The sequence below is a fragment of the Acinetobacter bereziniae LMG 1003 = CIP 70.12 genome (assembly GCF_000368925.1).
Taxonomy (GTDB): domain Bacteria; phylum Pseudomonadota; class Gammaproteobacteria; order Pseudomonadales; family Moraxellaceae; genus Acinetobacter; species Acinetobacter bereziniae.
In genome coordinates, this window is record NZ_KB849755.1 from 1,051,113 (window position 1) to 1,064,993 (window position 13,881).

Annotated in this window: 11 protein-coding genes and 1 pseudogene; 8 read left to right on the forward strand and 4 right to left on the reverse strand. The window is 36.7% G+C overall.

Translation table 11 applies throughout. The annotated features are described in order from the left end of the window. Positions 1 to 560 precede the first annotated feature (560 nt). The 3 genes from F938_RS06840 to F938_RS06850 form a co-directional block, all read right to left on the reverse strand. Positions 561 to 1,517, reverse strand: coding sequence for a 3-hydroxyacyl-CoA dehydrogenase NAD-binding domain-containing protein (locus F938_RS06840; protein ID WP_005030606.1), 957 nt, complete (start codon positions 1,515 to 1,517; stop codon positions 561 to 563). A 201-nt stretch (positions 1,518 to 1,718) separates the two neighbouring features. Then, positions 1,719 to 2,504: a 3-hydroxybutyrate dehydrogenase gene (locus F938_RS06845; RefSeq protein ID WP_004828570.1), complete on the reverse strand. Its 786-nt coding sequence runs from the start codon at positions 2,502 to 2,504 to the stop codon at positions 1,719 to 1,721. 34 nt (positions 2,505 to 2,538) lie between these two features. Then, positions 2,539 to 3,963 (reverse strand): GntP family permease, encoded by a 1,425-nt coding sequence (locus F938_RS06850; RefSeq protein WP_005030607.1) that lies wholly within the window; start codon positions 3,961 to 3,963, stop codon positions 2,539 to 2,541. 597 nt (positions 3,964 to 4,560) lie between these two features. Between F938_RS06850 and F938_RS06860 the strand changes: the two genes are divergently transcribed. The 3 genes from F938_RS06860 to F938_RS06870 all read left to right on the forward strand — a co-directional run bounded on the left by F938_RS06860 (position 4,561) and on the right by F938_RS06870 (position 6,936). After that, positions 4,561 to 5,442 (forward strand): LysR family transcriptional regulator, encoded by an 882-nt coding sequence (locus F938_RS06860; RefSeq protein ID WP_005030608.1) that lies wholly within the window; start codon positions 4,561 to 4,563, stop codon positions 5,440 to 5,442. A gap of 142 nt (positions 5,443 to 5,584) precedes the next feature. Continuing rightward, a complete protein-coding gene (locus F938_RS06865) occupies positions 5,585 to 6,286 on the forward strand; it encodes a CoA transferase subunit A (protein WP_004828567.1) in 702 nt (233 codons plus the stop codon). 2 nt (positions 6,287 to 6,288) lie between these two features. Further along, positions 6,289 to 6,936, forward strand: a complete 648-nt coding sequence (locus tag F938_RS06870; RefSeq protein ID WP_004828566.1) for a 3-oxoacid CoA-transferase subunit B — start codon at positions 6,289 to 6,291, stop codon at positions 6,934 to 6,936. Positions 6,937 to 7,020: 84 nt separating this feature from the next. Here the strand turns inward: F938_RS06870 and F938_RS06875 are convergent, their stop codons facing one another. Then, positions 7,021 to 7,644, reverse strand: coding sequence for a glutathione S-transferase family protein (locus F938_RS06875; RefSeq protein WP_005030611.1), 624 nt, complete (start codon positions 7,642 to 7,644; stop codon positions 7,021 to 7,023). Between the two features lie 405 nt (positions 7,645 to 8,049). Here F938_RS06875 and F938_RS06880 point away from each other — a divergent pair, with 405 nt between their 5' ends. The 5 genes and pseudogenes from F938_RS06880 to chrA all read left to right on the forward strand — a co-directional run bounded on the left by F938_RS06880 (position 8,050) and on the right by chrA (position 13,857). Further along, positions 8,050 to 9,315, forward strand: a complete 1,266-nt coding sequence (locus F938_RS06880; protein ID WP_004828564.1) for a mechanosensitive ion channel family protein — start codon at positions 8,050 to 8,052, stop codon at positions 9,313 to 9,315. A gap of 494 nt (positions 9,316 to 9,809) precedes the next feature. Further along, a pseudogene (locus F938_RS06885) lies at positions 9,810 to 10,166 on the forward strand (tyrosine-type recombinase/integrase); the annotation flags it as partial. 72 nt (positions 10,167 to 10,238) lie between these two features. Beyond that, the gene (locus F938_RS06890; protein WP_000027438.1) at positions 10,239 to 11,117 is read left to right on the forward strand and encodes a TIR domain-containing protein; all 879 of its coding nucleotides are present in this window, start codon (positions 10,239 to 10,241) and stop codon (positions 11,115 to 11,117) included. Between the two features lie 333 nt (positions 11,118 to 11,450). Further along, the gene (locus F938_RS06895) at positions 11,451 to 12,389 is read left to right on the forward strand and encodes a chromate resistance protein ChrB domain-containing protein (RefSeq protein WP_002065076.1); all 939 of its coding nucleotides are present in this window, start codon (positions 11,451 to 11,453) and stop codon (positions 12,387 to 12,389) included. Further along, a complete protein-coding gene (gene chrA, locus F938_RS06900) occupies positions 12,382 to 13,857 on the forward strand; it encodes a chromate efflux transporter (protein WP_000595802.1) in 1,476 nt (491 codons plus the stop codon). Before F938_RS06895 ends, chrA begins: the two co-directional genes overlap by 8 nt. The last annotated feature ends 24 nt before the right edge of the window (positions 13,858 to 13,881 follow it).

Below are 13,881 nucleotides of genomic sequence, written 5' to 3' on the forward strand. Positions count from 1 at the left end.
TTTAAACTTTAGATGTGAGGCGAGACAATCAAAGTTGAATATCACTCAATAACTGATGTTACGCACTTGATTTAAATTAAGTAGGTGAAAAAGAAAAAACTAAATTTACACGACGGAGTCTTACATCCAAAGTTTAAATTTATGGAATAGCCTTCGGCTCGAGGTACTTTTGTTTTGGCATGAGGAGCGAAGCTCCGCAAGGGCAACCATCTTGCGCAGCGGTATCGCTGCTCACCGCAGAACTCGTTTACTATCGTCAAAATATTCAAAGTTTCCCAGAAACTTTACTTATTAGAAGGAGTCCTGACTCAAGCAATTGCGGATGACGTTTTCGCGTATCCACATTCTTCTAGCTCCAAAATTTAATTTTAGAGTTACTGCGTAACATCAGTCAATAATATATATATCATTGATTTTATTATTAATAAAAATTATATTTTACTATTGAATTTTTCAACAGATTGAATAGCGAGCTAAAATCATTTCAAAATCAGCATCGCTATTCAGGAGTGAGGCAAAAGTTTTTAGAGATAAATTGTATATTTATTCAACAATAACGATTATGGCAAATCCAATTCAGCTCTCATTTTCAAAGTTTTTAACAATGCTTGATTGCGAAGCAATTGCAGATTTTTACCTCCTAAACTATTCACAAAGTGCTGAGTCGCATCATCAAGCATCTCGATTTTTTCTTCAGTCAATGTATAGGGTTTCATATCAGCCCACCATTCTGACATTGGCTCACCTAAATGATGCATCGCCGCTTTAAATCCTTGTTGGTTTGCCAGTTGCATATTCAGATATGGACCAAAGATTGCCCAACGTAATCCAGGTCCATTGGTGATTGCGGTATCAATATCTTCTGCACTGCACACCCCTTCAGAAACCAAATAAAATGCTTCTCTCCAAATCGCAGACTGTAAGCGGTTCGCAACATGTCCTTTGACTTCCTTTTGGATCAAAATCGGCTTTTTACCCAATGATTGATAAAACTCAAAAGCATCCTGTATATACTTTGTATGTGTTTTCTCGCCACCAATAATCTCTACAAGCGGTAATAGATGGGGCGGGTTAAAAGGATGTCCCAAAACAATTCGTTCTGGATAAACACAATCTTGCTGAATATCCGATATTTTTAAACCAGATGAACTGGACGCGATTATGGTATCTTCTGGACAATTTTGTGTGAGTTGCACATATAGTTGTTTTTTTAGATCAATTCGTTCTGGACCATTTTCTTGGATAAAGTCGGCATCTTTAACTGCATCTGCAATATTTTGATAAAACCTTAAATTGTTCAAAAGCCCTGTAATATAACTTTCCGAATCACCCTGTTTGTGTTCTTCTAATTCAAATAGATCAAGTAAGTAGCTTTGAACTCGTGTCGTTAAATTGAGTTCTGCATCGGCAGCTGGATCAAATGCACTGACCTGAAATCCTTTACTCAGATAAAAAGCAGCCCAACTTGCACCAATTACACCCGTACCGATAATGGCAACTTTATTGACTGATTTCATATATACACTTCCTCTTATCCTTGAAAAATGTGGGAAATATCTTGATATTTAATAGTGAAAAATAATGCTTTTATAACGGCAAGACTCACTCAAATTTGTGGAGGAATTCGTCCTCCACAAATAATGATGATGAATAAGCAGATCTTTCCGCAGCGATATCAACGGCTAGAATGGATAATTATGATTGGATGAATATTGACACTATTGCGCTGTATAACCGCCATCCATCACCACAGCTTGCCCCGTGACGCCTGCTGCTTTTTCACTGGCTAGAAAAATTGCATAATCTGCGATTTCTTCAACATTCAGTAATCGTTTTTGTGGCACCATAGCTAAAATAACGTCCTCAAGTGCGCTTGTTTCACTGACATTACGCGTTTTTGCCAAATCTTTTATTTGACCACGGACCAAGGGTGTATCTACATAACCCGGACATAATGCATTGACGGTAATACCATCTCGTGCAGACTCTAAAGCTGCCACTTTCGTTAAACCAATCACGCCATGTTTCGCGCTGTTATAACCTGCTTTTCCAGCAAAGCCGATTAGACCATTGATCGAAGCCATATTGATAATACGACCATACTTTTGTGCTTTCATGATTGGAAATACATGTTTAATTCCAATAAAAGAACCCACCAACATTACATTTAACAACTTTTGATAAATATCTGTTGGGAACTCTTCGATTGAAGCAACATGCTGAAAACCAGCATTGTTAATCAGAATGTCTAAACGCCCATAGGTCTTTTGCGTTAACTCAATCGCTGCAGCATAAGCATCTTCATTGGAAACATCACAAGGCGCAGATAAAGCGTCAAATCCATCCTTTTGTAAAGCAAAAACGGCTTCATTGCATTTATCCGCATTCATATCCGAAATGACGACTTTTGCACCTTCAAGTGCGAACTTTTTAGCGATTTCAAGCCCAATACCACTTGCTGAACCTGTGATAAATGCAACCTTATCTTTGAGAAGTTGACTCATGTTTGACTCCCTGTGTTGCTTCTTCAATATAAACTTAGACAATACCAAACCATGTAAATGCTGCAATCGCAACAAACACCGCAATGGTTTTAATGATCGTAATGGCAAAAATATCTTTATACGATTGTTTATGAGTAAGCCCTGTTACGGCAAGTAAAGTAATGACTGCGCCATTATGAGGTAAGGTGTCCATACCTCCTGAAGCCATTGCGACGATACGATGCATCACCTCAGCAGGAATTCCCATTGCAGCGATTGCTGCATTGTACTGATCAGCCATTGCGCTCAACGCAATACTCATACCGCCTGAGGCTGAACCTGTAATCCCTGCTAAAACAGTGGTCGTAACTGCACCATTGACCAATGGATTGGTAAAAGTATGTCCCAAAGCATGACTAATCACTGCAAAACCTGGCAATGCTGCAATGATGGCACCGAAACCGTACTCAGATGCAGTATTCATCACCGCAAGTAAAGAGCCACCAATACTTGCATTGACCCCTTCTTTAAAACTGGTGGATACACGGCGGTAATCAAACATAATGGCGGTAATAATACCCACGATTAATGCTAAACCGACCGCCCAAATCGCCGATGTTTTAGCGACATCCACAGTATAGTTCGCCAGTCCAATTGCATTAAAATCAAAGCCGTTCGGGTACCATTGTTTAATCGCGGTGGATAAATATTTATTCATCACAGCCACCAAAATCAATGGGACAAATGCCATAAATTGGCGTAGTCCAGAACCATTATCCTGTTGTTGAGATTGACTTTCGAATTGTTGTAATTCAGCCTCAGTCAATGTAATACCAGAAGTAAATCCATCACCATTGCGTGCAGCAACACGGCGACGCCATTCCAAATAACTTAAACCGACACCCAAAACAAAAATTGCCCCAATAATTCCTAAAAAAGGTGCGGCATAAATATTGGTTCCGAAAAATGTAGTTGGAATAACATTCTGAATCTGAGGTGTGCCCGGTAAGGCATCCATCGTAAACGAGAAAGCACCTAGTGCAATTGTGCCTGGAATCAAACGTTTTGGAATATTGGCTTGTCTAAACAATTGGTTTGCAAACGGATAGACTGCAAAAACCACCACAAACAAACTTACACCACTATAGGTGAGAATCGCGCCTAGAAGCACAACGGTCAACATGGCATTTTTGGAGCCAATGAGCTCGACAATGGTTTTGGCAATTGATTCTGCAATACCAGACATTTCAACAACTTTACCGAAAATTGCCCCAAGTAAAAAAACCAGGAAATAATCTTTAATAAAGCCCACCATTTTTGGCATAAACACACCAGAATAAAATGGTAAAACGTTGGCTGGATTGATCAGTAAGACGGCAAATAAGGCACAAATCGGTGCCATGAGAATCACAGAAAATCCTCTGTAAGCGGTATACATCAACAGCCCGAGAGAAAGCAAAATTATACCCAGTTCCCACATATCTTTTACTCCGTCCTTAAAGCATATATGTCTAAATCCACCTTGTTTTTTATTTCAAATCATCACAAGGCAGTCCCATCCATTGATATGAATGAGTTATTCAATAAATAAAAATGGATAGTTAGAAAAATTAATTTTCATCAATACATTGAGCATTTATAAATCATCCAGATTTATAAATTGGAATATCCATATCCAAATTATCAATAAAACTATAATCCAAATTTTTAGGGATATTATTTGAAAATATTTATCAGTTAATATGAAAAGCTCATAAATTGAAGCAGATTTATTTTTGTGTTGACTTAATGGGTACTGATATAAAAAAACAAAGTGATGATTTTCAAGATCATTCATGAAAAAGTAGCCCATTCATTCTTTTACAAATTCAAGATTAGCTTGGTTTATCCATACACAATCAATATTTACTCACATAAAAATTAACTTAAACCATTAATAAAATTGAAATTTTATTAATGGATTGAACTCAGCTGATTGAGTAAACACAATATAATTTAAGTGCTTAAATGATTGGTTATACGATCAAAGATTCTGAGTTTAGCGTATCATAGTGCTAAAGATCAGTGAGGTAGAGTTATGACACTCAAACAATTAAAAGCATTTTTAGTCCTTGCCCGCACATTAAACTATGCCAATGCTGCCAATGAGCTTTGTTTGAGTCAATCCGCTTTAAGTTTAAGTATCAAAAGCTTAGAAGATGAACTTGGCGGAAAACTGTTTAAACGCAATACCCGTCGTGTCGATCTTACTGCGGAAGGAAATGCTTTAATCCCATTTGCCAAAAAGCTTTTAGCCAATTGGGAAGACATGGAAAGAGACGTTAAACAACGTTTTAAGCTGCATCGAGGGACACTCAATATTGCCTCTATGCCTTTCGCAACACATGCTATTTTACCCGCAGTACTCAACGAATTTAACAAGCATCATCCCAATATCAATTTTTCAATCCATGATATTCCCAATGAAAAAATTATTGAAAAAGTACAAGAAGGTATTTTTGAACTTGGTATTTGCTTTGAACCTCAACACAATGATCAATTAATTTTTAAACCCTTCTTCAATGAAGATTTTTTGGCATTACTTCCTAAAGACCATGTACTCGCCAAACATCAATCAGTAACATGGCAAGAATTATGTTCGTATCCCTTTATAACACTACAAAAACCTTCAATCATTCGACATGTGGTTGAAGAAAAATGTGCTCAGAATGATTTAATTTTGGATTTAAAAATCGAGTGTCATCAAATCAGTTCTCTTTCCCATTTTGTGGCTTTTGGCATGGGTGTCAGTGCAATTCCACGGCATTTTCAAAATTATATCGACAAAGAAAATAACCTATTGATTGAAATTGAAGATGGACAAGTCAATCTTCCTGTAGGCGTGATTTATAAAAAAGACTTTGAACTCTCCAATATCTCCTCTCAATTTATCGAAACCTTGTTGGCATATCAGTTTTAAAGCTTCCTGCAAATCAATAAAATTCAATGTTTTTAACGAAAAATTAATGAGTTTTTCTCATTGAACATTTGAAAGAATCAATTTCTAAAATCATTTATGCAGTGCTAATAATAAAGGCTCTAAAGGACATAGAGTTAAAACGATGAACAAAGTTGTCGCGAGTGCGCATGAAGCTTTAGCTGATGTAGTTGCAAACAATCAGACCTTTGCTGTGGGCGGATTTGGATTATGTGGAATCCCAGAAGCATTAATTGATGCCTTAAAAGAAACGGGCGTAACAGGTTTAACCTGCATTTCAAACAATGCTGGCGTTGATGATTTTGGTCTAGGCAAACTTTTACAAACCAAACAAATTAAAAAAATGATTTCATCCTATGTGGGTGAAAATAAAGAATTTGAACGTCAATATCTGAATGGTGAACTTGAAGTTGAACTGACTCCTCAAGGGACATTGGCGGAAAAATTACGTGCTGGCGGTGCAGGCATTCCTGCATTTTTTACCCAAACAGGTGTAGGTACACTGGTTGCAGAAGGAAAAGAAGTTCGTAATTTTGCTGGCAAAGACTATATCCTTGAACATGCCTTGATTGCAGATATTGCCTTGATAAAAGCTTACAAAGCAGATAAAGCGGGTAATCTGATTTTCCGTAAAACAGCACGTAACTTTAATCCAGAATGCGCCATGGCAGGAAAATTGACCATCGTTGAGGTTGAGGAAATTGTTGAAATTGGTGAACTAGATCCTGATTCAATTCATCTACCAGGCATCTATGTCAGTCGTATCATCTTGAATGCACAACCTGAAAAACGAATCGAACAATTGACATTGAAGACGGAGGCTTAATCATGGCTTGGACGCGTAATGAAATGGCTGAGCGAGCTGCTCAAGAACTTGAAGATGGTTTTTATGTCAACCTAGGTATCGGATTGCCGACACTGGTTGCAAACTATATTCCTGAGCATATCGATGTCTGGCTACAATCTGAAAATGGTTTATTGGGAATAGATGAATTTCCAACTCAAGAAACTGTAGATGCGGATTTAATCAATGCAGGCAAACAAACCGTCACTGCACGTCAAGGTGCTGCATTTTTCTCTAGTGCTGAATCTTTTGCCATGATCCGTGGTGGTAAAGTGAATATTGCCATATTGGGTTCAATGGAAGTTTCTGAAAAAGGTGATTTAGCCAACTGGATGATTCCTGGTAAGAAAGTCAAAGGAATGGGAGGTGCAATGGATTTGGTTGCTGGTGTTCAAAAAGTTGTGGTTTTGATGGAACACTGTGCCAAAGACGGTAGCCCCAAAATTGTCCCAGAGTGTTCACTGCCACTTACGGGCAGATTGGTTGTCAACCGCATCATCACTGATCTAGGTGTTATGGATATTACGCCACAAGGCGTTAAATTGGTTGAACTGGCTAAAGATGTCAGCTTAGAGCAAATTCAGTCTGCGACAGGTGTAAGCTTGATTACAAGCGAGCTTCAAGTTTCTTGATCAAAAAAAGAGCTGAAATCATTTTCAGCTCTTTTGCTCTTGTTTCGAACAAGTTAATTCACAATACGAAAATCTGCTGTCAAACTAGTTTTGACCATTATTGCCCCATTTTAAATAAGCTTCACGCTGACTTAAACGTTCATAATAATTTTGAACATACGGAAAATCTATTTTTTCAAATGGTGTTAAGTACCAACGCTGTACAGACAAGCCAATCACAATGTCCGCTAAAGAAAAGTTTTGCCCTGTGACATAAGACCCTGTTTTTTCTAATTGTTGATCAAGGATCTGCATATGTTTACTCCAAGCCTGAATACTTTGCTCTACCCGCTCTAAATCTTGATGTAGAGGTGAATGACGAACCAAATGCATCAGGGCATATGTCCAGCTGTTGTTCAATTCAATCCCCTGCCAATCAATCCACTGATCCACTTCAGCACGTTGTTTGGCATCCAAAGGATAAAGGTGTTGTCCATTATATTGATTGGCTAAATATCGAATGATCGAGTTGGATTGCCACAACACAAAATCCTCATCGATTAAAACAGGAATGGTCGCATTGGGATTCAGCTTTAAAAATGCGGTTTCTTGAGTGGATTGAAAGCCACGCCCCCAATCTTCACGCTCATAAGAAATATTGAGTTCATCACACAGCCAAAGTAATTTTCTGACATTGATTGAATCAGCTCTTCCAAGAATTTTTATCACAAACCATCTCCTATCCAATGCAAATAATATAGCTGAAAATGATGAGAAACATCTGTGTTGAAGATCACATGATCATAAAAATATGATTAAAAAAAATCGTGATATAAATCTTAAAAATAAATATGCAGCAATAAGACTAATTCATTCAACTTATTGTCATCTGAGAATTAAAGAAATGAGATATATAAAGCGTTTTAAAATAAAACTTATCTAAAAACAAATGCTTCATACAGTCAAATTAAAGTGTAAGCATACATCTATAATCAATGGGTCATTGATACTAAATCATGTGATCATTCAATTGAGTAAATAAATGATGCCCAAATGTAGCTAAAAAGTATTTTTATCTAATATTGTCCTTCACAAACAATACAATGACCTATCCGAGATTTTGAGGTTGTACTTTTGGATAACTTTGCTTTTTTTAAAAATATTCAGGAATGGTCTGATCAGTATCCGTGGTTAGAAATGCTGACATCATTGTCCATTTTGCTTTTTTTCGCATTTTTAGCAAATTTTATTGCAAAACAAGTCGTTGTTCGGGGTATACGTAAACTCATTTCAAAAATGAAGTTTGCCTATAGTGAAATTTTCTCTGAACACAGTGTGATTCGAAGAGTGGCAAACATTGTCCCAGCGATTGTTATTTTAAATGGGATTAGCACAGTTCCGCATTTGTCTGTAAAAGTTGTCAGTCTCGTACAAATGGCATCACAAGCATTTATCTTCCTCACGATTGCCCTTGCACTCAGTGAACTTCTCAACGTTTTTAACTTATTTTATCAACGTAACCCAAAGTCACTTAATAAACCTATCAAAGGTTATCTTCAGCTGATCAAACTGATCGTATTTATCGTCTGTGGTTTACTGGTATTGGGTACATTCCTGAAGAAAGACGTATTTACTCTGCTGGCAGGTTTTGGTGCTATGGCAGCAGTATTGTTATTGGTTTTCCAAAATACCATTCTTTCTTTGGTCGCGTCCGTACAAATTTCTTCTTATGACATGGTACGTATAGGTGACTGGATTGAAATGCCTTCACTCAATGCCGATGGTGATGTGATTGACATGTCGCTACATACCATCACTGTGCAAAATTTTGATAAAACCTTTACTACGATTCCGACCAATAAATTGGTGACGGATACCTTTAGAAACTGGCGCGGTATGAAGTTATTGGGTGCAAGACGGATCAAGCGATCTATCTTTATTGACCAAACCAGTATTCACTTCATTACTCAGGAAGAACAACAGAAATTAAAAGCTTTCTTATTGCTGGATCAATATCTGGACAATAAGCAATCTGAGCTAGAGACTTTTAATCAGCAGTTTGAAAATCAGTCGATCTATAATCAACGTCGCCTGACCAATATCGGAACCTTTCGGGCTTATGTTGAGTTTTATCTAAAACAACATTCAGGTATTGCAAAAAACCAATCGCTGATCATTCGTCAGTTGCAGCCAACCAGTGAAGGCATACCGCTTGAAATCTACGCATTTGCCAATACAACGGTATGGAATGACTATGAAGCAATTCAATCTGATATTTTTGACCATTTGATGGCAATTATTCCTGAATTTGGCTTAAGAATTTATCAAGCACCTTCTGGTTCTGATTTACGTTCATTAGCCAGCCATTCATCCGACAATACCATTAAACATCTATCGTGAATAATTGTTCAGGAGCATATCTGCGCCTGAACCATCTGTTTTTGTATTGCTCGTGCATTCATTCAGCGCTTTATTATGCTGAGCTAAATAAGATATTGCACTGATTAAATAAGATATTGCACTGATTAAATACGTTATCCAAACTCATGTGAATAATTCGTTTATTCACATGATTACCAATTTTTTAGGATTTATTTTCAATAAATTTATATGTATAAAAAAAGCCCTTGTAATCACAAGGGCTTTTTTAGATATTTGGCGGAAGCGGTGTTAGTCAAATTAAACAACCAAACCACTGATAAACATACAAAAAATAATTTAATTTTAGTTTTTTACTGTTATTTTTACTACAATAAAATTTCAACCAATCATTTGTTTATATTTCATTCACCTGACACTATTCTTGCTTAGTAAGCTAATGATTGTAAATTACAAATCATCTTAAACTACCCATTCTAAGACAGTTCATGTAATTTTACCTCAATTAAGAGTTCATTCGAGAATATATTCAATTAGAAGATTTTATATTCCCCGCCCCACGTAGTGGTGAAATGCTTTCCGACATGCCATTGACTACACTAATCAAGCGTATGCATGAACAAGAACTAAAAAATGGCTTAGGCTATATTGATCCAAAACAGAATCGTATAATTACCACACATGGCTTTCGGTCTACTTTTCGTGACTGGTCTGCGGAAAAAACTAATTATGCGCGTGAAGTCTGTGAACATGTATTAGCGCACAAACTACCAGATAAAGTTGAAGCTTCTTACTTGCGTGGAGATTATCTAGATAAACGTAAAGAATTAATGGCAGATTGGGCAGAGCACTGCTCTACGCTTACAGAGTGATGTAACACATAAACCTTGTATTTCGCCTAACCAAATAATAATCTTACCCTTTATATTTATCATAGAGCCAACATGTCAATACAAACTATAAGCAGTACCATAACAAGGTTAAATAAGGAGTTAGCAGATATTACTCATCGAATGAGCTTAGAGCAGAAAAAGGGAGCTGATATAATTTCTAAAATTTTACAAATTCAAAATTCTATCGGGAAGACAACTAGCCCCTCTACATTAAAAACAAAGTTATCAGAAATTAGTAGGAAAGAACAAGAAAACGCTCGTATACAATCAAAACTTTCAGACTTACAAAAGAAAAAGATTGATATTGATAATAAGCTGCTGAAAGAAAAGCAGAACCTTATAAAAGAAGAAATACTGGAAAGAAAAAAATTAGAGGTCCTGACTAAAAAACAGCAGAAAGACGAAATTGAACATCAAAAGAAGCTGAAACGTGAAATTGATGCTATTAAAGCTTCTACCCAATATATTACTGATGTTTCAATATCATCTTACAACAATACAATACCTGAGACGGAACCAGAATATGATTTGTTTATTTCACACGCTTCAGAAGATAAAGAAGATTTTGTCAGACCGCTTGCAGAGACATTACAGCAACTTGGAGTAAACGTTTGGTACGATGAATTCACGTTAAAAGTTGGGGACAGTTTACGTCAAAAAATTGATAGTGGTCTCCGAAACTCTAAATACGGTACCGTTGTTCTTTCAACTGACTTTATTAAGAAAGACTGGACCAACTATGAACTTGATGGCTTAGTAGCTCGAGAAATGAATGGCCATAAAATGATTTTACCGATTTGGCACAAAATTACTAAAAATGACGTTTTAGATTATAGTCCGAATTTAGCCGATAAAGTCGCCTTAAATACTTCTGTAAATAGTATTGAGGAAATTGCCCATCAATTAGCTGATGTTATCTTAAATCGATAAGCGCCTTCTAAAAATTAAAATTTTGACTGAGATTTACAAATAACCTAATTCTCAGTCAACTTTTGAACACCCTACAATTTAGACACTTTACAATCAATAATTTAATTATAACTAAAACAATTTTTTTTGTGATGAGTAATACTGAATTCACAAATATTGATGTATATTGAAACAATAAAACCAAATAATTTATATAAAATCAAAAACTTAAAAAATTCTTCTTTAGCCATTTCCGCCCTTTAATATTTCTTTTGATATAAGAAATCGATTCTTCATATTTGTATCCAAGCCAAATTAATGTTATATATTTAACAAATAAGTTGAGTATACAACATGAAAATATCTTTACTCATATCCTCTTTGCCTACACAGAACACATCTACACGTATGAGAGTATGGCGTTCTCTTAAAGCAAGTGGAGCCGCAATCCTTAGAGATGGTGTGTATTTACTTCCCATTTCTCATAGCGAGAAATTTGATCCTATTGCAAGTGACGTTATTTCAGAGCAAGGCTCTGCGTATGTATTCCATGCGGAGCAGCCTTTAAACCTTGAATTAGCTCCTTTCTTCAGTCGAAAAGAAGAATACGATGTCCTCTATAAACAACTCTCTGAGTTAAGAGATCGTCAATCTAAAGATGAAAAGAAAGAGCTGCTCAAGCAAATCCGTAAATTAAGAAAAAGTATCGATGCACTCGTAGAAATTGACTATTACCCCGATGAGACTCAAGCACAGGTACTAAATGAACTTTCTGCTTTAGAGCTTTCAATAGCTCGACTTGGTGAAGTGAATGAGCCTCAAGCAATACAAGCACATATTCAACTTCTAGATAAAAATAGTTATCAAAACAAAATATGGGCAACTCGTAAGAGACCTTGGATTGATCGTCTAGCCTCTGCATGGCTAATCAAGACTTTTATTGATTCAACTCCTACATTTATTTGGTTAGAAACACCAAGTGAATGTCCAGAAGAAGCTTTAGGATTCGATTTTGATGGTGCAGCTTTCAGTCATATCAATCACTGGGTTACCTTCGAAGTTCTTTTACATAGTTTTAATTTAGAAACACCTGCTTTGAAAAAAATTGCAGAGATTGTCCACTATCTTGATATTGGCGGGATTGAGCCACCCGAAGCTTCAGGCATAGAAACCGTCTTTGCAGGAATACATGAAAACATTACAGATGATGACCAATTATTAGTCGCATCAAATGCAATCTTTAATGGCCTATTGTCTAGCTTTAATAAAAATAGCTCTGTACTGAATGATTAAACGCATCAAATACTTTTTAAATTTCAAAAATTTAGGTGAAATAGCAATGAATACAAATGAAGATTCCACTGCTTTAGCTGAAAGCATTCCCCCACATGAACTTCATGGTGTTTCATTTCGTGAAGCTTTTTGGGTATGGCTTAAAGTAGCTGCGCTTAGCTTTGGTGGACCTGCGGGGCAAATCGCAGTAATGCATAAAATTTTAGTTGAAGAGAAACAATGGATTAGTGAAACGCGTTTTTTACATGCCTTAAATTACTGTACACTTGTTCCTGGTCCTGAAGCACATAAGTTGGCTGTATACATAGGTTGGTTATTACACCGAACACGTGGCGGACTCGTTGCGGGTACTCTCTTTATTTTACCGGGTCTACTTGCATTAGGAATACTAAGCTGGATTTATGCAAGTTATGGTCAGATTAGTATTGTTCAAGCATTATTCTTTGGATTAAAAGCAGCCGTACTTGCAGTAGTTCTTGAAGCTGTCATGCGTGTAGGTCGTCGAGCCTTAAAAAACAAGGTGATGGTCATTGTCGCTATCTTGTCATTTATCGGCATCTTTATCTTTGCTTTGCCTTTTCCATTTATTATTTTAGTTGCTGCGCTTATCGGTTACATCGGAAATAAAAGTGGAAGTAAAGCATTTAACGCCTCCTCATCTCATTCTGACGCTAATAGCTCTAATGCTTCATTAGCAGCTATTGATGCTGCTTTTGCTAAGCAGATCCCAGAGCATGTACAACCTTCCCATACAAGAGCTCTAAAAATTACTCTCATTGGTTTGGTCTTATGGCTCGGCCCACTTATAGCTTTTATTACTTTAATGGGCAAAGATAATGTTTATACGCATATCGCTCTATTCTTCAGCAAAATGTCCGTACTTACGTTTGGTGGTGCTTATGCAATTTTATCTTATGTTGCACAGCAAGCCGTCGAAAACTTCCATTGGCTTAAACCTAGTGAAATGCTGATCGGACTTGGTATGGCTGAAACCACCCCTGGCCCCCTGATTAGTGTAGTTCAGTTTGTAGGCTTTATGGCAGCGTATCGAGACCCAGGATCATTGAATCCTGCCTTGGCTGGTACTCTTGGAGGTATATTAGCGAAATGGGTAACATTTGTACCCTCTTTTCTATTCATTTTTATTGGTGCTCCATATATTGAAGCATTAAGAAATAATAAGGCTTTAAATGCCATACTTTCGACAATTACAGCAGCTGTTGTTGGAGTGATCCTTAATCTATCAGTGTGGTTTGCATTACATACATTATTTGCTGAAGTTAATGTAATTCATAAATATGGAATGGTTTTACAAGTTCCAGTTTTATCCAGCATTAACCCATGGTCACTAATGTTATCAATCATAGCTATGCTTGCTTTATTCCGTTTCAAACTTGGAATGATGACTACTTTAGCTGGTTGCTGCGCTATAGGAATTATTCTTCACTTTTTCGGGATAAGCGGCTAATCACTTATAACTATATAAAAATGT